At 58.7% G+C, this 18867-nt stretch carries 17 protein-coding genes; 7 read left to right on the top strand and 10 right to left on the bottom strand.

Annotated features, from left to right (window positions below; translation table 11 throughout):
• Positions 1 to 30: 30 nt before the first annotated feature.
• The 3 genes from Q0903_RS07560 to Q0903_RS07550 all read right to left on the bottom strand — a co-directional run bounded on the left by Q0903_RS07560 (position 31) and on the right by Q0903_RS07550 (position 5718).
• Entirely contained in the window at positions 31 to 3072 is a 3042-nt protein-coding gene (locus tag Q0903_RS07560; protein WP_299414262.1) for a DNA translocase FtsK, read from the bottom strand.
• A gap of 12 nt (positions 3073 to 3084) precedes the next feature.
• Complete coding sequence (locus Q0903_RS07555) at positions 3085 to 4272, bottom strand: aminotransferase class I/II-fold pyridoxal phosphate-dependent enzyme (protein WP_299414259.1); 1188 nt, start codon at positions 4270 to 4272, stop codon at positions 3085 to 3087.
• 117 nt (positions 4273 to 4389) lie between these two features.
• Positions 4390 to 5718 (bottom strand): amidase family protein, encoded by a 1329-nt coding sequence (locus Q0903_RS07550; RefSeq protein ID WP_299414257.1) that lies wholly within the window; start codon positions 5716 to 5718, stop codon positions 4390 to 4392.
• A gap of 88 nt (positions 5719 to 5806) precedes the next feature.
• Here Q0903_RS07550 and Q0903_RS07545 point away from each other — a divergent pair, with 88 nt between their 5' ends.
• Entirely contained in the window at positions 5807 to 7033 is a 1227-nt protein-coding gene (locus tag Q0903_RS07545; RefSeq protein ID WP_299414254.1) for an FAD-dependent monooxygenase, read from the top strand.
• On the opposite strand, the gene Q0903_RS07540 is transcribed toward Q0903_RS07545, so the two are convergent.
• From Q0903_RS07540 to Q0903_RS07520, 5 genes are all read right to left on the bottom strand, one after another.
• Positions 7030 to 7215, bottom strand: coding sequence for a Trm112 family protein (locus tag Q0903_RS07540; RefSeq protein WP_299027291.1), 186 nt, complete (start codon positions 7213 to 7215; stop codon positions 7030 to 7032). The genes Q0903_RS07545 and Q0903_RS07540 overlap by 4 nt on opposite strands.
• Entirely contained in the window at positions 7212 to 7856 is a 645-nt protein-coding gene (locus Q0903_RS07535; protein ID WP_299027288.1) for an LON peptidase substrate-binding domain-containing protein, read from the bottom strand. Before Q0903_RS07535 ends, Q0903_RS07540 begins: the two co-directional genes overlap by 4 nt.
• A gap of 26 nt (positions 7857 to 7882) precedes the next feature.
• Complete coding sequence (locus tag Q0903_RS07530; protein WP_299414250.1) at positions 7883 to 8800, bottom strand: co-chaperone YbbN; 918 nt, start codon at positions 8798 to 8800, stop codon at positions 7883 to 7885.
• Positions 8801 to 8879: 79 nt separating this feature from the next.
• The gene (locus tag Q0903_RS07525) at positions 8880 to 9668 is read right to left on the bottom strand and encodes an exodeoxyribonuclease III (RefSeq protein ID WP_299027282.1); all 789 of its coding nucleotides are present in this window, start codon (positions 9666 to 9668) and stop codon (positions 8880 to 8882) included.
• Between the two features lie 232 nt (positions 9669 to 9900).
• A complete protein-coding gene (locus Q0903_RS07520; protein WP_299027279.1) occupies positions 9901 to 10587 on the bottom strand; it encodes a response regulator transcription factor in 687 nt (228 codons plus the stop codon).
• A gap of 166 nt (positions 10588 to 10753) precedes the next feature.
• On the opposite strand from Q0903_RS07520, the gene ribA reads away from it, so the two are divergent.
• Entirely contained in the window at positions 10754 to 11833 is a 1080-nt protein-coding gene (gene ribA / locus Q0903_RS07515; protein WP_299414247.1) for a GTP cyclohydrolase II, read from the top strand.
• The gene (locus Q0903_RS07510) at positions 11830 to 12324 is read left to right on the top strand and encodes a L,D-transpeptidase family protein (RefSeq protein ID WP_299414244.1); all 495 of its coding nucleotides are present in this window, start codon (positions 11830 to 11832) and stop codon (positions 12322 to 12324) included. Before ribA ends, Q0903_RS07510 begins: the two co-directional genes overlap by 4 nt.
• On the opposite strand, the gene Q0903_RS07505 is transcribed toward Q0903_RS07510, so the two are convergent.
• Both Q0903_RS07505 and Q0903_RS07500 read right to left on the bottom strand, forming a co-directional pair.
• On the bottom strand, positions 12321 to 12974 hold the full coding sequence (locus Q0903_RS07505; RefSeq protein ID WP_299414241.1) for a YggS family pyridoxal phosphate-dependent enzyme: 654 nt from the start codon (positions 12972 to 12974) through the stop codon (positions 12321 to 12323). The genes Q0903_RS07510 and Q0903_RS07505 overlap by 4 nt on opposite strands.
• Positions 12975 to 13073: 99 nt before the next feature.
• The gene (locus Q0903_RS07500; protein WP_299414238.1) at positions 13074 to 13967 is read right to left on the bottom strand and encodes a porin; all 894 of its coding nucleotides are present in this window, start codon (positions 13965 to 13967) and stop codon (positions 13074 to 13076) included.
• Positions 13968 to 14245: 278 nt separating this feature from the next.
• Between Q0903_RS07500 and Q0903_RS07495 the strand changes: the two genes are divergently transcribed.
• From Q0903_RS07495 to holA, 4 genes are all read left to right on the top strand, one after another.
• The gene (locus Q0903_RS07495; RefSeq protein ID WP_299027261.1) at positions 14246 to 14737 is read left to right on the top strand and encodes a DUF3576 domain-containing protein; all 492 of its coding nucleotides are present in this window, start codon (positions 14246 to 14248) and stop codon (positions 14735 to 14737) included.
• An 87-nt stretch (positions 14738 to 14824) separates the two neighbouring features.
• Positions 14825 to 17392 (top strand): leucine--tRNA ligase, encoded by a 2568-nt coding sequence (gene leuS / locus Q0903_RS07490; RefSeq protein WP_299414235.1) that lies wholly within the window; start codon positions 14825 to 14827, stop codon positions 17390 to 17392.
• On the top strand, positions 17379 to 17867 hold the full coding sequence (gene lptE / locus Q0903_RS07485; RefSeq protein ID WP_299414233.1) for an LPS assembly lipoprotein LptE: 489 nt from the start codon (positions 17379 to 17381) through the stop codon (positions 17865 to 17867). Before leuS ends, lptE begins: the two co-directional genes overlap by 14 nt.
• Positions 17864 to 18862, top strand: coding sequence for a DNA polymerase III subunit delta (holA, locus tag Q0903_RS07480; protein ID WP_299027252.1), 999 nt, complete (start codon positions 17864 to 17866; stop codon positions 18860 to 18862). The genes lptE and holA overlap by 4 nt, the downstream gene beginning before the upstream one ends.
• The last annotated feature ends 5 nt before the right edge of the window (positions 18863 to 18867 follow it).

Genomic DNA, 18867 nt, shown 5'->3' with positions numbered 1-18867 from the left:
AGCCATTTCCACGAGGATCCGGTTTGGGGCTTAGCCCTGTTCCGGCACAAGTATCTCACGTTTGCCGACATGGTTAGCAGGAGAAACAAGACCTTCGTCCTCCATCTGCTCGACCAGACGAGCGGCCTTGTTATACCCAATTGCCAGTTTGCGCTGGATATAGGAAGTGGAGCATTTGCGGTCTTTGGTCACAATCGCCACTGCGGTGTCATACAGCGCGTCTTCGCCATCGGTATTGCCACCCGTGTTGAGGCCCAGCACCGTGTCGATATCGCTCTCTTTATCTTCTGGCGGGCCTTCGACCACGCCCGAGACATAGTCAGGCTCGCCGAATTGCTTGAGGTGGTTGACGATTTCCTCAACCTCTTCGTCGCTGACAAACGGGCCGTGACAGCGCACGATCTTGGAGCCACCTGCCATATATAGCATATCCCCCATGCCCAGCAGTTGCTCGGCACCCATCTCACCCAGAATGGTGCGGCTGTCGATTTTGCTGGTCACCTGAAAGCTGATCCGCGTAGGGAAGTTTGCCTTGATCGTGCCGGTAATCACGTCCACCGAGGGGCGCTGGGTGGCCATAATCAGGTGGATACCCGATGCACGCGCCATCTGCGCCAGACGCTGGATACACGCTTCGATCTCTTTGCCTGCGACCATCATCAGGTCTGCCATCTCGTCAACGATCACGACGATATAGGGCAGCTTTTCCGGTGTGTTCTCTTCCGTCTCGAAGATTGGCTCGCCTGTATCATCATCAAAGCCTGTCTGCACGGTGCGGCTGAACATCTCGCCTTTTTCCAGCGCCTCGCGGACACGGCCATTGTAGCCTTCGATATTACGCACGCCCATCTTGGACATCTTGCGATAGCGGTCTTCCATCTCGCCCACGGTCCACTTCAGCGCCACCAGTGCCTTTTTGGGGTCGGTCACAACGGGCGACAGCAAATGCGGGATGCCGTCATAGACGCTGAGTTCCAGCATCTTGGGGTCGATCATGATCATGCGGCATTCTTCGGGGCTGAGTTTGTACAGCAGCGAGAGGATCATTGTGTTGATTGCAACGGATTTACCCGAGCCCGTCGTACCCGCGATCAGGAGGTGGGGCATCTTGGCAAGGTTTGCCACCACAGGCTCCCCCCCGATATCCTTGCCCAGCGCGAGCGGCAGGTTCTGGTTACCATCGCCGAAATCACGGCTGCTGAGGATTTCACGCAGGACGACTTTTTCGCGGTTCTCATTCGGCAGTTCGATACCAATGACTGAACGGCCCGGCACAGTAGAGACGCGTGCAGAAAGTGCTGCCATGGAGCGGGCGATGTCGTCGGCCAGACCAATCACGCGGCTGGCTTTGAGGCCCGGAGCAGGCTCAAGCTCATACATTGTTACAACAGGACCGGGCCGTACAGCGACGATTTCGCCCTTTACGCCATAGTCATCCAGCACGGTTTCAAGCATACGCGCGTTTTCTTCCAGCGCCTCGTCGCTCAGGTGCAGACGTGGCACATCATCGGCGGATTCCAGAAGGCTCAGCGGCGGCAGTTCAAATCCGGGATGGCTGTCTTCGAATGAGAGCACAGGCTGCGCTTCGGCCTTGGCCTGTTTGCTTTGCGGCACTGGCTTGCGCATCATGGGCATGACAACGCGCTTGGGCTCTGGCACAGGGATTTGCGGCGCTGGCGTTGCAGCAGCGGGCGCCGCTATGGGCGTCACTACGGGCTGCGGCTCTTCGATCACTTCGGGCTCAAGGAAGATATTCACGTCCTCGTCCACATATTGCTGCTCTACCGGTGCAGCATAGCTTTCGCTGGGTGCGGCATCAGCATAAACGGGCGGCGGCGCTGTGGGGATTGCGCGCGCAGTCAAAGGCGGTTCGGACGGCAAGGGTGCGGGTGCAGCGGCGGCAGTCAGCGGCGGCTCGGACCGTGTCGTATTGAGCAAGAGCGGATCAGGCCCACGGCCCCGCCCGCGTGTCAGAGGTGCTGTGGCAGGCACATGCACGGCATTGGTCGTGCGCACACGGTTTTTGATCACATCCGAGATTTTTGTTTTTATGCGGTCGGCATCTGGTGCTTGCTCAAGTGCGACATCATTCTGCGTCTCGACCAACTCGGGCTCCGGCATCACATCGGGGCGTTTGATCAGGCCGGGCATGCGCGCAAGCAGGCCTGTCTTTGTCTCGGGCTGCGGGGCTGCGACCTCGGGTTCGGGCGCATAGGTGTATTCCGGAGCAGCCTCTGGAACGGGGGCTGAACGGCTTGCGATGATAGTAGGAGTGCGCGCCGCAGCAGGGGCAACTTGTGCTTCTGCCAAAGCCTGCTCGGCGGCGAGGGATGCGGCCTCGGCGGCTTCGGTTCGGCGTTGCGCGCGTCGGTCGGCTTGTTTGACCTGAAGGCTTTGTGCGGCAGACACGGCCCCGCTGGCGCCCCGGCCCAGAATATTCATCAGTGTGGCGTAGGCCATGATCGTGCCAACCAGCAAAAAGCGGCCAAATGCCAGCAGCTCGTGCCGGGTGAAGCCCAGTACAAATGCGCCCAGTGCAAGGATGCCAACACCCATGACAACCGACATGAGTTTGACCGCGAAGGTAGAGCCGATGGGCAAAACAGTGAGGATCACGCCCATCACCGTATCACCAAACAGACCGCCCAAGCCAAAGCTGTGGGTTTGCAGCCATTCAGCGCCGGGTGTGAGCGTTGCGGCATAGATCGCACCCAGCGCCATCGCTATGGGTGCAAAGATCAGACGGCCCATCGCACGGTCTTGACCACGGTGCAGCGCAAAACGCGTACCCCACGCCAACAATACAACCGCCAAACCCCAGGCACCCCAGCCCACAATCATAAACAGCGGTGCGGCAAGCGAGGCCCCCATACGACCCAGCCAGTTTTGCGCAGGCGCATCGGTGGCCAGCATCCAGTTGGGGTCATCAGGCGTATAGCTGCCGATCATCATGGCGGCCATCACGCCAAACGCGAGCAGCACAATGCCCAGCAATTCCTTGCCACGCTTTTCAATCGCCTGTGCGGTATTACTGTCGAGCAGTGGTTCGCGTTGCCGTGTCTGATATGCCATAACTCGTCCCTCTTATACCGCATAGAGGCAGTCACGGATGGCCTGTAGCCCCCGCTCTGTCTCTTCTTTTGGGGCCACTAGGGCCGCTCTTATATACTTTTTGCCCGGGTTCTCGACACCCGGAACATCCTGCGCCAGATACCCGCCAGGCAGGATTTTTACGCCCGTCTCGCGCCACAGTTTGACGGCTGCCTCCTCGTCATCCTCAACAGGAAGCCACAGGAAAAACCCTGCTTCGGGGCTGCTGTAGCCCGCCACATTGCCGAAGATGCGATCGGCGATATCGAATTTCTCGGCATAGAGCGCACGGTTCTCGACTACGTGCGCCTCGTCCTCCCAAACAGCAGCGGCAGCAGCTTGCAGTGGCAGCGGCAAAGGCGCGCCTGCATAGTTGCGCAACTGCTTGATCTCGCGCATCGAATCTGCGCCCGATGCACAAAATCCTGAACGCAAGCCCGGCAGGTTGGAGCGTTTGCTCAGCGAGTGGAAAATCACAACGCGGTTCAGATCGGCACCTATTTGATGGGCCACTTGCAACGCACCAGCGGGAGGTATGTCGCGGTAAATCTCGGAATAGCACTCATCCGCGAAAATGATGAAATCATGTTTCTCGGCAAGGCGGATCAGGTCTTCCCAATACTGCGCACTGGCCACAGCGCCCTGCGGGTTGGCAGGAGAGCAGATGTAGACAGCCACTGTACGGTCAAGCGTTGCAGCATCGACAGCTTGGAAGTCGGGCAGATGGCCCGTGGCATCAGTGGCGTTGACCATAACCGGATCGCACCCGCCCGAAATCGCACCGATCATATAGACCTGATAAAAGGGATTGGGCATGAGGATCGCGGGCTTTTGACCATTTTTGGTCTCGGGACACAGGGCGATAACAGCGTTATAGAGCCCCTCGCGCGTACCGTTGAGCGCCATCACCTGAGTATCTGCATCCACAGGCACGCCGTAGCGGCGGTTAATCCATGCGGCGATTGCCCCGCGCAACGCAGGCGATCCGTCATTGGGTGGATAGCTGTTAAAACCAACGGCATTTTCCACGATCACGTCCGTAACCCAAGCCGGAAACTGGTGTTTCGGCTCGCCTATGGTCATCTGGATCAGCGGGCCGCCCCCCTCGTGCACATCAAGAAGTGCACGCAGACGTGGCCACGCATGAGCTGGAAGGTTCGAAAACCGCTCAGGAAAATTCATCAAAACTGCCTCGGATCGGGATCGTTATCGCCCCGTTTGTGCCAAGGTAGCTTAAACCGCTGGGCGGCGTCTAGGAAAAATCCGAGACAAGGCGGCGGCTTGTGGCATTTTCGCCCCTTATGCCAGTGCCGCCTCTGCCGCTGCCCCCAAACGCAGCAATCCCGTATCCAGATCCGGCGCACACATAAGCATCAAACCGCAACTAGGCGTGGCCGTTGGCAGGGTCAGCGCGCAGAGCCCAAGGAGGTTACCGATGCGTGTATTGCGCAGGGCCAGAAGGTTTTCGGTGACATAATAATCGTGGTCGCTGTTCAACCGCTCTAGATTTGGCGGCAGGACAGGGGCCGTTGGCGCAAGGATCGCATCATAGCCCGCTGTGGCCGCATCATAGGCGGCACGCGCGGCGTCCAACTTGGCCCAAGCAGACACATAATCAGGGCCGGAATACTCCGCGCCAAGGCGGAAGCGTCGCAGAATCTCGGCGTACATCTTTTCTGGCGCTGCCTCGATCACATCGCGCCAAAGACCGTAGGCTTCGGCGGTGATGAGCGGGCCAGAGACATCCAATGCGTCCTGCGCTGCCTGTACGGTTATCGTCTCGATGACGGCGCCCGCAGCTTCAAGTTTCGCAACCGCTTGGATAAAGGAAGATTTCGGAGCATCACGGATACCGTCCAGCATGACCGTTTCAAGGATGGCAAAGCGGCGGCCCTTCAGCGATGCGCCCCGCAAATCCGGCGCTTTGCTGCCTTCAAGAACAGCGGTAAGCAGGGCCGCATCCTCGACCGAGCGGCAGAGGGGACCGATAGTGTCGAATTTCAGTGCAAGTGGCACAACGCCTTCAAGACTAAGCCGCCCGTGGGTCGTCTTGAGGCCGACCAAATCGTTCCATGCCGAAGGAATACGCACAGAACCGCCTGTATCAGACCCTATGCTGGCGGCGGCCAGTCCAAACGCCACGGACGCGGCAGAGCCGGAAGACGACCCCCCCGGCACGGCATCTGCATCATTCACGCAGGGCGGCGTTGCGGTGGAGGGGTTGTAGCCAAGGCCGGAGAACGCGATCTCGCTCATGTGGACTTTGCCCAAACACACCAGACCTGCGGCAGTGGCGTTCTGCACGACCAAAGCGTCATGCTCTGGCACGCGGCCTGCCAGCAGTCTTGACCCCGCTTCGGTGCCGATGCCCGCAGTGTCGTACAGGTCTTTCCAACTGATCGGCACGCCATCAAGCAGCGAAAGCCGTTGGCCCGATTGCGCCCGTTTCGCTGCTGCTGCCGCCTCGCTGCGCGCGCGGGCGGCGGTAACGCGTGCATAGATGCGGTCGCGCAGAGGATGTGCCTCAATCGCGGTGAGATAGGCCTCGCAGAGGGCGACCGGATCAATCCGCCCTGCCCCGATACCGCGCCCCAGATCTGCCGCTGTCATGGTTAGCCAGTCTTGCATTCCGCTCTCCCTCAATTGCGGTGATGGGATGACGGTAGCGGCGGTTGGGCGCATGGACAATCCCCAGCAACCCGCGATAGTGGGCAGCATGAGTTTTGATACAGATATTGCCATTGTCGGTGGTGGCCTGAACGGTCCTGCGCTGGCGCTCGCGCTGGCGGGAACAGCCCTGAACATCACCATAATTGATGCCCAAGCCGCGCAAACCCGCGCCGCAGCAGATTTTGACGGGCGGTCTTATGCGCTGGCGCTCACATCGGTGCGCTTGCTGGAAGGGATCGGCCTTTGGGAGGCCGTGGCCGAACATGCCCAGCCCATGCTGGAAATCAAGGTAACAGACGGGCGTGCGGGCGAAGGGCCCTCTCCGTTCTTTATGCATTTCGACCATGCCGAGATTGAGGAAGGTCCGATGGGCCATATGGTCCAAGACCGCTATCTACGCGCTGCCTTGATGCAAGCGGTTGAGGCTGCGCCGAACATTACCGTGATGAACAAGACGGAAGTTGTGGCACAAGAGGCTGATATCACTGGAATTACCCTGACGTTGGCCAATGGCACGCAAATGCGTGCGCGTTTGTGTGTCGGGGCAGATGGCCGCGCCTCAGGAACCGCTGCGCGGGCAGGGATCAAACGGACGGGGTGGGCTTATGGCCAAACAGCGCTGGTTTGTGCTGTGGCGCATGAATTGCCCCACAACGGCATTGCGCATCAGTTTTTCATGCCGCCGGGCCCATTGGCGATTTTGCCACTGACGGGCCATCGCAGCTCGATTGTGTGGTCGGAAACCGCAGCCAATGCTGCGCGTATCCATGCCCTGCCCGATGCCCAGTATCTGGATGTGTTGCGCCCCCGTTTCGGGGATTTTCTGGGTGAGATCGAATTGGCGGGCGCGCGGTATACCTACCCGCTGAGTCTGTCGTTGGCGCACAGCATGGTGGCAGAGCGTGTGGCGCTGTTGGGCGATAGCGCGCATGGCGTACATCCCATTGCAGGTCAGGGCCTGAATGCGGGTTTCCGTGACATCGCCGCCCTATGCGAAGTAATTGTGGATGCCCAACGGCGCGGCGAGGATTTCGGCGCTGGCGTTGCATTGGCGCGGTATCAGGAATGGCGGCGGTTTGACAACGCATCACTGGCGCTGGCGACCGACAGTTTTAACAAGCTGTTCTCGAATGATAATCCGCTTATCCGAATGGCCCGTGACATCGGCATGGGAGTGATCGGCGCCCTGCCCGGCCTACGCCGCACGTTTATTCGGGAGGCCGCAGGTTTGAACGGTGATCTGCCGCGCTTGATGCGGGGCTTGCCGCTTTAGTCCAGCAGGCGCGCCTCATCTACCAGCATAACGGGGATGCCGTTGCGGATGGGATAGGCGAGCCCTGCGGATTTCGAGATCAGCTCCTGGCGCTCTGCGTCATAACGCAGGGTCTGCTGGCTGCGCGGACATATCAGCGCCTCCAGCATCCTGCGGTCAAACTCGACGACCACGTCGCTCACTGCATCAACTCACCTTCGCTGCCGCCGCGAAGTGCGTATTCGATCAACGTGACAAGCGTTTCGCGACGCGTGCTGAGCGAAGGTGCCTCCAGCAGCGCCTGCTTATCCTCGGCGTCGAAATCGAGCATCATGGACAGCGAATTGATAAGCAATTCGTCATCCGCATCTTTGAGGGTTTCCCAATCCGCAGACAGCCCCCGCACGTCGAAATACCGGCCCAGCGCATCCAGAAACGGACCGCGCTTGAAACTCGCGTCTGTTTCTTCGGATTCCATATCGAGGCCGAACCCGTCCCACGACACTTCGCAGCGGCGATAGGGCGTGAAGCCATCAATCTCGTTCACGACACGGTAGCGGGAAATCCCTGCCAGCGTCACCATATACCGGCCATCCTCGGTCTCGGAGAACTGGGTAATCCGGCCCGCACAGCCGATTGTATGCAGCCCCGGACCTTCACGGCCCGGAACGACATTTGGTTGCACCATGCCTATCAGGCGGGTGTTCGTTTTCAACGCATCGTCGATCATCTGCAAATAGCGCGGCTCGAACACGTGCAGGGGCAGGCGCGAGCGCGGCAATAGCAGTGCTCCGCCCAGCGGAAAGATCGGGATCGTATCGGGCAGGTCTGCTTTTTTTATCATGTCAGACAAGTAGCGCGCAGGACTGATCAGGCAAATATCATCGAACTCAATTTCCGTCTTCCGTTCAAGGCTACGGGATCATTGGGTTTTAATGCGTCGAAGATGGTGAAAAGCTGTGTCTTTGCTGCCGCTTCGTTCCATTCGCGATCCCGTTTGAACAGCTCAAGCAGCTGATCAACAGCCGCTTCTGCATCGCCGTTGGCATAAAGCGCCTGAGCCAGATCAAAACGGGCCTGATGATCGTCGGCGTTTGCCTCAACTGCAGCGGTCAGATCGGCCACAGGGCCTGCATCGGCCGCTTGGCGGGCAAGCTCCAATTGCGCATGTGCGGCCTCAAGCTCGGGGGCTTTGGATATCTCGATCGGGGCGGCGTTCAGCACGCCTTCGGCCTGATCGAGATCACCCAGCGCGATATGCGCCCGCACCATGCCGCCGTAGGCAGCGGCGTGCATCGGGTCTTCGCCAAGAATAGCGGCGAATGTCTGGCACGCATCCTCGGCCTGACCCTCGGCCAGCATTTCCTCGGCGGCCTCAACAGCATCGTTCAGGGTATCTGACGGCGCTTCACCGCCCGCCGCCTTGATTACACGATCAACAAAGGCAGTGATTTCGGAGGGTGGCACGGCACCTTGGAAGCCATCGACAGGCTGACCCTTCCAAAACGCATAAACTGTCGGGATCGACTGGATCTGCAACTGGCCCGCGATCATCTGGGCCTCATCGACGTTGACCTTAACCATTTTCACAGCACCTTTGGCGGCCGTCACTGCCGCTTCCAGTTGCGGGCCAAGTGTTTTGCATGGGCCGCACCACGGCGCCCAGAAATCAACAATAATCGGGGTCGTTTGCGACGCCTCGATCACATCGGCCATAAAGCTGGCTTCGGTTGTGTCTTTGATCAGGTCATCCGCCGGCGCTGCGGCAGAAAGGTTGAGATCCATCATGTCATCGGTCCTATTGTGCAAATCTTACGGGTTAGTCCTTATATGTGACCGCGCCGCCCTGTTTCAAAGAGCCTTACGCTCAAAGATCGAAAGTTGCAAAAACGGGTGCATGGTCGGAGGGTTTTTCCCAACCGCGCGCGGCGCGCAACACACGGCTGCCGTGGGCGGCGTTGGAGATGTCGGGCGTGGCCCAGACATGATCCAGACGGCGGCCTTTATCGGCTGCGTCCCAATCCTTGGCACGATAGCTCCACCAGCTGTAGAGGAGCCCGTCAGGGATATCCTGCCGCGTAACATCAACCCAGCTTCCCGCGTCTTGCGTCTGTGTCAGCGCCTCGACCTCGACGGGGGTGTGGCTGACGACTTTGAGCATCTTCTTGTGGTCCCAGACATCATCCTCGCGTGGCGCGATATTCAGATCCCCGACAAGGATTGCCTTTTCAGGCGTCTCGGCATGGAAAAAGTCGCGCATCTGGGCGAGGTAATCCATCTTCTGACCGAATTTCTCATTCACCGTACGGTCTGCGACGTCACCACCTGCTGGCACATAAAAGTTATGGACAGTCACGCCATTGGACAGTTTGGCCGCAACATGCCGTGCGTGGCCCAATTGGGCAAAATCATGCGCGCCCGCAGGCTCTAACGGCATTTTGGACAGGATCGCCACGCCGTTATACCCCTTCTGCCCTTCGGCAACCATGTGGGTATAGCCAAGCGCCGAAAACGCCTCCATCGGGATTTTATCTACGGGGCTTTTACATTCTTGCAGACACAGCACATCCGGCCCTTCCTCGGCCAGCAGTTTGCACACAATCGGCTCGCGCAGGCGGACCGAATTGATGTTCCAAGTGGCAAGGGTAAAGGACATTGGCGCGCGCTCCTGACGGGTAAAGTTGCTGCACACTAACCCGCCGGATGCGGCACAACCACCCGAAACACGCGCAAAAAAAGACCGGGCACAAAGGCCCGGCCAAGTCCAACAGGGAGGTAGAATGGCGATCGTCCCGGCCATTCTTCTTGCGGGTCAAACCGACAGGAAACTCATGAAAATCCTGTCTGCTGTAAGGGTAACATAGCAGAGGCGCAAAAAGTTCCCGCGCTTAGATCATCAGCCGATAACCGCCTGATTCCGTGACCAGAAGGCGGGCGTTGGAGGGGTCAGGCTCTATTTTCTGGCGCAAACGGTAAATATGCGTTTCCAACGTGTGGGTGGTGACGCCTGCGTTGTAGCCCCAAACTTCGTGCAGCAGCACATCGCGGGCCACGACACCCTCGGCAGAACGGTGCAGGAACTTGAGGATGTTTGTCTCTTTCTCGGTCAGGCGAACCTTCTTGTCATCTTCGGTAATGAGCATCTTCATCGAGGGCTTGAAAGTATATGGCCCAAGCTGAAAGATCGCATCCTCGGACTGTTCATGTGTGCGCAGTTGGCTGCGGATACGCGCTAGAAGAACAGGGAATTTGAAGGGCTTGGAGACATAATCATTGGCGCCTGCGTCCAGACCCAGAATCGTATCTGCATCCCCGTCATGCCCTGTGAGCATCATAATCGGGCTTTTGATCCCTTGCTTGCGCAGCAGGCGGCACAACTCACGGCCATCGGTATCCGGCAGGCCCACATCAAGGATCAACAGATCATAGATCATCTCTTTCGCGCGGGTCATGGCATCAGCACCATTGGCGGCCTCGAACACATCAAAGTCCTCGGTCATGATCAACTGTTCGCTCAGCGCTTCGCGCAGGTCGTCATCATCGTCTACCAGCAGGATTTTCTTGAGCTGTGCCATTGTGCGTCTCCAATTTCGTTGAATTAAAGATATGGAAGTATGGGCAATCAACAAGGGGCAGGCCGGTGTTCTCACGCCTGTGTGTCGCAATGCGGTCAATTGTTTCAATTCGTCCCCTCATGGCCTAGATATCTTTCAACCGAACTGATGAGTTGTAACAATTCCTATGCCATTCGCCCCTGATGTGACCGAAACACTGGCCCGTGCGCGGGCTGATCTGCGCATGGGCGTGCCTGTTGTGTTGGGCGATCAACTGGTGCTGGCCACCGAGACGCTGACACCTGCGCGGCTGGCCGAGGCGATGGCGCTGGAAGGGTCTGCCGTGCTGGCGATCACGGCGCGGCGTGCGCAAACGCTAAAAGCACGCGCCTACGACGGGGAGTTGGCGCGGATCATGCTGCCCGAAGATGCGACGCTTGGCTGGGTCCAGAGCATTGCAGACCCCGCCGATGATCTTCGCGCGCCGATGAAGGGACCACTCGCCACCGAGCGGACAGGCGATGCAACGGCGCATGGCACGGCGTTGGCGCTGGTGAAATCAGCGCGCCTGCTGCCTGCTGCCGTGATTGTCCCGCTGCAAGATGCGGATGCATTCGCGCGCGCCAATAGCCTGACGTCGCTGGACGGCGCTGCCGCGGCCACCCATCTGAAACAGCGCAGCCCGCTGCATAGTGTGGTCCATGCGCGATTGCCTATGGAAGTGTCGGAAGCGGGGCGTTTGCATGTTTTTCGCCCGGAAGACGGCGGCGAGGAGCATTACGCTATCGAGATCGGTCGGCCCGATCGCAGCGCCCCCGTGCTGTGCCGCCTGCATTCGGCCTGTTTCACGGGTGATCTGATGGGCAGCCTGAAATGTGATTGTGGCCCCCAGCTGCGCGCTGCATTGGCGCAAATGGGCAGTGAGGGACACGGGATACTACTCTACCTCAACCAAGAGGGGCGCGGGATTGGTCTTGCCAATAAAATGCGCGCCTATTCGCTGCAGGATCAGGGGTTTGATACCGTCGAGGCGAATCATCGCTTGGGTTTTGAGGATGACGAGCGGGATTTCCGGCTGGGCGCCGACATTTTGCAGACCATGGGTTTTTCCGCTGTGCGGCTGCTCACCAACAACCCACGCAAAGTGTCGATGATGGAGCAATGCGGTGTGCATGTCGCCGAGCGTGTGCCGCTGGCCGTTGGAGAGAACCGCCACAACAAGGACTATCTGGCGACCAAAGCGGCTAAATCGGGGCATCTGTTGTGACACCGGACGACATGGTGCTGACGCCCCGAGGGGTGCGTTTTCTGGGGCGGATATGGCCCTGCACAATTGGCAAAGGCGGTATTTCGGGGCGCAAGCGCGAAGGGGACGGGGCCACACCGCGCGGTGTGCATCGTATTGTTGGGATTCTCTATCGCCCCGACCGCATCGCACGGCCTGTCAGTTGGGCCAAGCCGATTGGTCCTTTGGACCTATGGTCGGATGATCCGACAGATGAAGACTACAACATGATGGTCCGTGCGCCCTACCCCCACAGCCATGAGCGGTTGCGCCGCGCAGACCCGCTCTATGATCTGGTGATTCTCACGGATTGGAACTGGCCCTACGCAGTACGCGGGCGCGGGTCAGCGATCTTTTTGCATCAATATCGCAGGCCCGGCTATCCCACCGAAGGCTGCGTGGCGTTTTCACGCTGCCATCTGCACGCCATAGCGCGGCGCATCAAATACCGCACACGGCTGATTGTCGGTTAGGTCGGAACACGGTCGCCGAAAATTGCCGATCCTACGCGGATATGCGTAGCGCCCAGTGCAATTGCCTTTTCAAAATCACTGCTCATCCCCATGGAAAGCCCTTGCAGCCCGTTGCGCGCTGCAATTTTGGCCAGCAGGGCAAAGTGAAGTGACGCTTCCTCGTCCACAGGCGGGATGCACATCAGGCCATGCACGGGCAGATCGAGTGCGCGACATTCGGAAATGAACCCATCGGCTTCCAGAGGCATAACGCCTGCCTTTTGTTCCTCTTCGCCCGTGTTCACCTGAATGAACAGATCGGGGCAGCGGCCAAGCTCTTGGGCAAGGCGTGCTAGGGTATTAGCCAGTTTCAGACGGTCTAGCGTATGGATCGAATCGGCCAGCTCCATCGCTTGGCGGGCCTTGTTTGTTTGCAACGGACCGATCAGGTGCAGTTCGATCCCGTCATATTGCGTGCGAAAGTCAGGCCACTTGCCAGCTGCTTCCTGCACCTTGTTCTCACCGAATACACGGTGGCCCTCTTCCAGCACGGCCTGCACCCGCGCATTGGGCTGCACCTTGCTGACGGCAATCAGCGAAACAGCGCCAGCATCGCGGCCTGCGTTTTTTTCGGCTTTGGCAATTTTATCGGTGATGTCGCGCAGTGTCATAGAGGCCTCCTGTTTGGAGGACTAAAGATAACAGCATGGCGCAAAAGAAAAGGGGCAGACCGAAGTCTGCCCCAAATCATTCAGGTTGTTGCGTTCAACTTAGAAGTTGAAGCGAACACCCAGGTCGAGTGCTGTCTCATCACCCAACGAACCGCCTGTGGAGATACCACCACGGAGCGACGTGCCGCCACCCATGTCGTGGTTAAAGTCGATACCGAAGGAAGTATCGGCCCACTGGTCCGCGTCAGCAATGTACGCTTCGATGTTTGTGGCTGCGCCTACGTCAACACGACCGGCCAGAACGATGTGATCGCCTGCTGTGCCGTTGTCTGCGTATGCCAGTGTCACGTCTGCGATACCGAAGGAACCACCAACAGATACGGCCAACTCGGTGTCAGCTGCGTTGTCGGAGTCCTGTGCACCCAATGCGAATGTCCAGCCGTTCCATGTGTATGCAACGTGTGCTGCGATACGGTCGTCTGTGTCGGAAGCAGAGATGTGCGCGGAGAAGTCGCCTGCGGAGTACAGAACTTCAACGCCGTTGTCGCCGCCGTTACCCAGACCACCGGAAGAGTACGCATCGCCGCGGAAGTTGTATGCGGTGTAGTCGTAGTTGTGACCGGTCAGACCAAGGTCGATTGGGTACATGCCAGGCATGAACTCAAGCGCGCCGAAGATGTTGCCAACGCCGACTTCCAGGCCGCCGGAGCGTGCGAAGTAACGTACGCCGTTGATCTGCGGACGTGCGCCGCCAGCTGCGTCGCGCTCTTCGCCTTCGAGACGAACGCGTGCACCGAATGTGACGCCTGCGTCGGATTCGGCTGTCGCGTCGATCTGCAAGCGGAAGCGGCTTGTCAGGTTTGTTTCGTCTGTGCCTGTTGCGTTAGACACGTACAGGATACCAAAGCGGCCGTAGCCGGAGAAGGTAACGTCTGCTGCTGCAACAGAAGCTGTGGCGATCAGAGCTGTTGTTGCGAAGAGAACTTTTTTCATGAGTTTTCCCTCGGTTTGAATTCATAAGGACCCGACCGGGGAATTCCGATCTAGGTATGAGCCTCTTTTGCGCCCCGCCCCGCCTTTTGGCAAGCAAAGCAGCAAGCCCGAAAGCAAAGCAGCCTGCGATGGTGCAGCTTTGCCACAGTCTGAATGGCTTACCTATGGTCAACGCGCCCGTTTCCGGCCCCGCACTATCTTACATAGACCTTGCCCAGATGCGCAGGCTTGGGTATTGCATAGAAAACAAGGCTAATAAGGTGGCAAGGATGGCACGTATGCGGGCTCGGAACATAGCGATACTGGCGGTTGCCATCGGAACTTTGACGGCCTGCGGGTCCATCGGGCGCATCGGCTCTCCTGCGACGGACCGTCCTGCGCAGTACACGAATCCCAACAATCCCGCGAACGTGGAGACCGATCCAAACAACACGATCTGGTCGATCTTCAATAAAAAGAACACCGAAAGCACCGTCTTGGTGAATCGGTATTTGTGGAGTGCGACGCTGGAAGTGCTTAACTTTTTGCCGATCCAGTCTGTTGATCCGTTCACAGGTGTTATCGTTACTGGCTACGGCACGCCGCCCGGTGGTGGCCGCTCGTACCGCGCCACTGTTCTGATTGATGATCCAGCGCTTGATGCACGATCCTTGAACGTCGCCTTGCAGAACCGCGGCGGCTCTGCAGTGAGCAAAGCCACAAGCCGTGCCGTTGAAGATGCGATTCTATCGCGCGCACGCGAACTTCGGATCGCAGACAACAAACTCTGATCGCCCCCATTCGTTATCCAAATAGTGCAGCGCCGGGCTTTGTGACAAATCACACGTCCGGCGTTGCTGCGTAAAAAGGCCCCGCACATGACCCGCTATTCCCCCTCCGAGATCGAAGCCCGCTGGCAAGCCGCGTGGGACAAAAACGAAATATTCAAGGCAGTCCGCTCGGCCGACAAACCCAAGTACTATGTATTGGAGATGTTCCCCTATCCATCGGGCCGCATCCACATGGGCCATGTGCGCAACTATACCCTTGGTGATGTCATCGCACGCTACAAGCTGGCAAAAGGGTTCAACGTGCTGCACCCGATGGGATGGGACTCGTTTGGTCTGGCTGCTGAAAACGCAGCAATGCAAAAAGGCATCCATCCTGGTGAGTGGACCTATCAGAACATCGAGGACATGAAGAACCAGATGAAGCCGCTTGGCTTCTCGCTGGATTGGTCGCGCGAAATTGCGACCTGTCACCCCGACTACTATCAACACCAGCAAGCCATGTTCATCGATATGATCGATGCGGGCCTGATCTACCGCAAAAACGCCATCGTGAACTGGGACCCTGTCGATATGACTGTTCTGGCGAACGAACAGGTCGAGCAGGGGCGCGGCTGGCGTTCCGGTGCGCTGGTTGAACGGCGCGAGCTGACGCAGTGGTTCTTCAAGATATCGGATTATTCCGATGAATTGCTGGGCGCGCTGGATAATCTTGAGAACTGGCCCGCCAAGGTGCGCCTGATGCAGGAAAACTGGATTGGCAAGTCGCGCGGCCTGCAATTTGCCTTCTCCACCGTCAATGCACCTGACGGCCATGACCAGATCGAAGTCTACACGACCCGCCCCGATACGCTGCTGGGCGCCAGCTTTGTCGGCATCTCGCCCGATCATCCGATTGCCAAGCTGCTGGAGCGCGACAATGCGGACGTCGCGGCCTTTGTCGCGGAGTGTCGCAAGGGCGGCACCACGGAAGAAGCTATCGAGACAGGTGAAAAGCTGGGCATGGATACTGGTATCCGCGTCCGCCATCCGTTCGACACGGCCCAAGAACTGCCTGTCTATATCGCGAACTTTATCCTTATGGACTACGGTACAGGGGCGATTTTTGGTTGTCCTGCCCATGACCAGCGGGATCTGGAGTTTGCCCGCAAATACGATTTGCCCGTGACATCGACATATGTGCCGTATGAAACATCATACCATGCACCCGAGGACGGGGGCGAAGCGTTCGTGCCGCAAAAAACCGAACGGGTTTTGTATACACGCGGCTTTGCGGGCGAAGAGGTGCAGACAGGCCTAGAGGCCATCGATGCAGCGATCGAGTTCTGCGAATCCCAAGGGGTGGGCATGGGCGTGACCAAGTTTCGCCTGCGCGACTGGGGGCTGTCACGCCAGCGCTACTGGGGTTGCCCGATTCCCGTTGTGCATTGCGAAGATTGCGGTGTTGTTCCGGAGAAGAAAGAGAACCTGCCCGTAAAACTGCCCGACGATGTCACCTTTGACATTCCGGGCAATCCCCTGGACCGTCATATGGAATGGCGCACCACGCCCTGCCCCACCTGCGGCAAAGATGCGCTGCGCGAGACGGACACGATGGACACCTTTGTCGATTCGTCATGGTACTATGCCCGCTTTACCGCGCCCCATGCCGATACGCCCACGGTGATAGAGGACGCGGAATACTGGATGAACGTCGATCAGTATATCGGCGGAGTAGAGCATGCGATCCTCCACTTGCTCTATGCGCGCTTCTTTGCCCGCGCGATGCAGATCACAGGGCATTTGCCCGAATCTGCGATTGAGCCGTTCGATGCCCTGTTCACCCAAGGCATGGTGACACATGCGATTTACAAATCCATCGGCGCAGATGACCGCCCCGTGTTCCATTATCCAGAAGAAGTGGACCTGAAAGGCGATCAGGCGTTCCTCAAAGAAGGCGGTGCAGAGGTTGAGATCATCCCTTCGGCCAAAATGTCGAAGTCCAAAAACAACGTGGTCGATCCGCTGAATATCATTTCATCCTTCGGAGCCGATACCGCGCGCTGGTTTGTCCTGAGCGATTCGCCCCCCGAGCGGGATGTGGAATGGACGGCGTCAGGTGCCGAGGCGGCCTATAAGCATCTTGGCCGCGTCTGGAATATCTCTGATCGCATTGCCGGAATGGATGGTGCTGGCGGCGAAGGGGATGATGACCTGCTGCGCGCCATGCACAAAACCATCCATGATGTGACCATGGCGATTGAAAGCTTTGGCTTTAACGCTGCATTGGCCAAGCTATACGGCTTCACCGCCACGCTGCAAAAATCCAAAGCGTCCCGCGCCGCCCAGCGCGAAGCGATAATGACGCTGGCGCAGCTGATGTCACCCATGACGCCGCATCTGGCCGAGGATATCTGGGCCAGACAGGGCGGCGAGGGCCTGATCGCCACCGCCCCTTGGCCTGTCGCGGACGAGGCGATGCTGAAGGACGATACCGTTACGTTGCCGATTCAGGTCAACGGCAAGCGGCGCGGCGAGATTGAAGTGCCCGCCGACTTGCCGAAAGAAGAGGTCGAAAAGCTGGCCCTTGCCCATGAGGCCGTGATCCGTATCCTTGACGGCGGAACACCCAAGAAGGTGATCGTTGTCCCGGGGCGGATTGTGAATGTCGTTGTATAGCCGCCGCAGCCTGATTGCACTGCCGCTTGTCGCGCTGGCCGCATGCGGGTTTACGCCCGTATACGGCACAGATGGAACAGGCGCGCAGCTGCGTGGTCAGGTACTGGTGCAAGAGCCGTCATCGCAAGCGGGCTATCTGCTGACGCGGCAGTTGGAAACGCGTCTGGGACGCAGTGGCACGGCTGCGCGCTATGCGCTGGATCTGACCATTGATCTGGAAGAAGACGGGCTTGCCATCAACGCAACGGGCGACATTACGCGGTTCAACCTGATTGGACGCGTACAATATGCCCTGCGGGATACGTCAACAGGTGCAATCATCACCTCGGACACAGTCGAAAACTTTACCGCCTATTCCGCAACCGGCACCACCGTTGCCACGCTCGCCTCCGAGCGGGACGCGGTAGAGCGGTTGATGGTGATATTGGGTGACCAGATCACGGCGCGCCTCTATGCGGCGGCGCTGCCGGCATGAAGCTGGGCCGCCGCGACGGGGCGGGCATCATTGCAAAACCACCCAAAGACAAGGTGGGGCTGCTGCTCTATGGAGGTGACCAGATGCGGGTCGCCCTCAAACGTCAGGAATACCTCAAGGCTTTGCTTGGCCCTGCTGCGGATGAGGAAATGCGACTGACGCGTATTCCTGCCGCTGATTTGCGCCGCGAGCCTGCGTTGCTGATGGATGCGATAAAGGCTGTCGGGTTCTTTCCCGGTCCGCGCGCGGCCTTTGTTGAAGGCGCAACAGAGCTGGTCGCGCAGATCATCATACAGACCATCCAAGACTGGCAACCGGGTGATGCGCAGATTGTCGTGACCGCTGGCGATCTCAAGAAAACATCCAAGCTGCTCAAAACATTCGAAAGCCACCGCGATGCATATGCTTGGGGCATCTACGATGATCCCCCCGACCGTGCCGAGATCGAGCGGCTGTTGGACGAGGCCGATCTGCGCGCCGAAGGCCCAGCCATGGCCGCACTCGAAGATCTAGCCCGCAGTCTGGACCCTGGTGACTTTCGCCAGACGCTGGAAAAACTGTCACTGTATAAATTAAGTGCGCAAGGCACCCCTGTCGAGTTGGACGATATCGCGGCCTGTGCACCTGCCTCGGTCGAGGCAGCGGTGGATGATATCCTGAACATCGTCGCGGAAAAGCAATCAACACAGATTGGCCCGATGATGCGGCGATTGCAGAGCCAAGGGGTAAATGCGGTGACGCTGAGCATTATGGCCATGCGCCATTTCCGCACGTTGCACCGCACTGCCTGCAACCCCGGTGCGCCAATCTGGGGCGTGCGCGACCGTGACCGTGTGATGCGCCAGTCACGCGACTGGGGCACTGCCAAGCTGGAAACCGCGCTGGGGATTCTAACAGATACCGACCTACAGCTCCGCTCGGCGGGTCAAACGGCCCCCGCTATGGCGATCATCGAGCGGACGTTCATCCGGCTGGCCATGTTCGGGGCCAGCTGAGCAAG

This window comes from uncultured Sulfitobacter sp., from assembly GCF_947502895.1.
GTDB lineage: Bacteria > Pseudomonadota > Alphaproteobacteria > Rhodobacterales > Rhodobacteraceae > Sulfitobacter.
The sequence above is the reverse complement of the archived record's forward strand: the minus strand, read 5'-3'. Positions and strand labels throughout refer to the sequence as shown.

Excerpts from the sequence above, each read along its gene's own strand:
- Q0903_RS07560 (WP_299414262.1), bottom strand. The coding sequence starts at position 3,072 with ATGGCATATCAGACACGGCAACGCGAACCACTGCTCGACAGTAATACC.
- Q0903_RS07555 (WP_299414259.1), bottom strand. The coding sequence starts at position 4,272 with ATGAATTTTCCTGAGCGGTTTTCGAACCTTCCAGCTCATGCGTGGCCA.
- Q0903_RS07550 (WP_299414257.1), bottom strand. The coding sequence starts at position 5,718 with ATGCAAGACTGGCTAACCATGACAGCGGCAGATCTGGGGCGCGGTATC.
- Q0903_RS07545 (WP_299414254.1), top strand. The coding sequence starts at position 5,807 with ATGAGTTTTGATACAGATATTGCCATTGTCGGTGGTGGCCTGAACGGT.
- Q0903_RS07535 (WP_299027288.1), bottom strand. The coding sequence starts at position 7,856 with ATGATAAAAAAAGCAGACCTGCCCGATACGATCCCGATCTTTCCGCTG.
- Q0903_RS07530 (WP_299414250.1), bottom strand. The coding sequence starts at position 8,800 with ATGATGGATCTCAACCTTTCTGCCGCAGCGCCGGCGGATGACCTGATC.
- Q0903_RS07525 (WP_299027282.1), bottom strand. The coding sequence starts at position 9,668 with ATGTCCTTTACCCTTGCCACTTGGAACATCAATTCGGTCCGCCTGCGC.
- Q0903_RS07520 (WP_299027279.1), bottom strand. The coding sequence starts at position 10,587 with ATGGCACAGCTCAAGAAAATCCTGCTGGTAGACGATGATGACGACCTG.
- ribA (WP_299414247.1), top strand. The coding sequence starts at position 10,754 with ATGCCATTCGCCCCTGATGTGACCGAAACACTGGCCCGTGCGCGGGCT.
- Q0903_RS07505 (WP_299414241.1), bottom strand. The coding sequence starts at position 12,974 with ATGACACTGCGCGACATCACCGATAAAATTGCCAAAGCCGAAAAAAAC.
- Q0903_RS07500 (WP_299414238.1), bottom strand. The coding sequence starts at position 13,967 with ATGAAAAAAGTTCTCTTCGCAACAACAGCTCTGATCGCCACAGCTTCT.
- Q0903_RS07495 (WP_299027261.1), top strand. The coding sequence starts at position 14,246 with ATGCGGGCTCGGAACATAGCGATACTGGCGGTTGCCATCGGAACTTTG.
- leuS (WP_299414235.1), top strand. The coding sequence starts at position 14,825 with ATGACCCGCTATTCCCCCTCCGAGATCGAAGCCCGCTGGCAAGCCGCG.
- lptE (WP_299414233.1), top strand. The coding sequence starts at position 17,379 with ATGTCGTTGTATAGCCGCCGCAGCCTGATTGCACTGCCGCTTGTCGCG.
- holA (WP_299027252.1), top strand. The coding sequence starts at position 17,864 with ATGAAGCTGGGCCGCCGCGACGGGGCGGGCATCATTGCAAAACCACCC.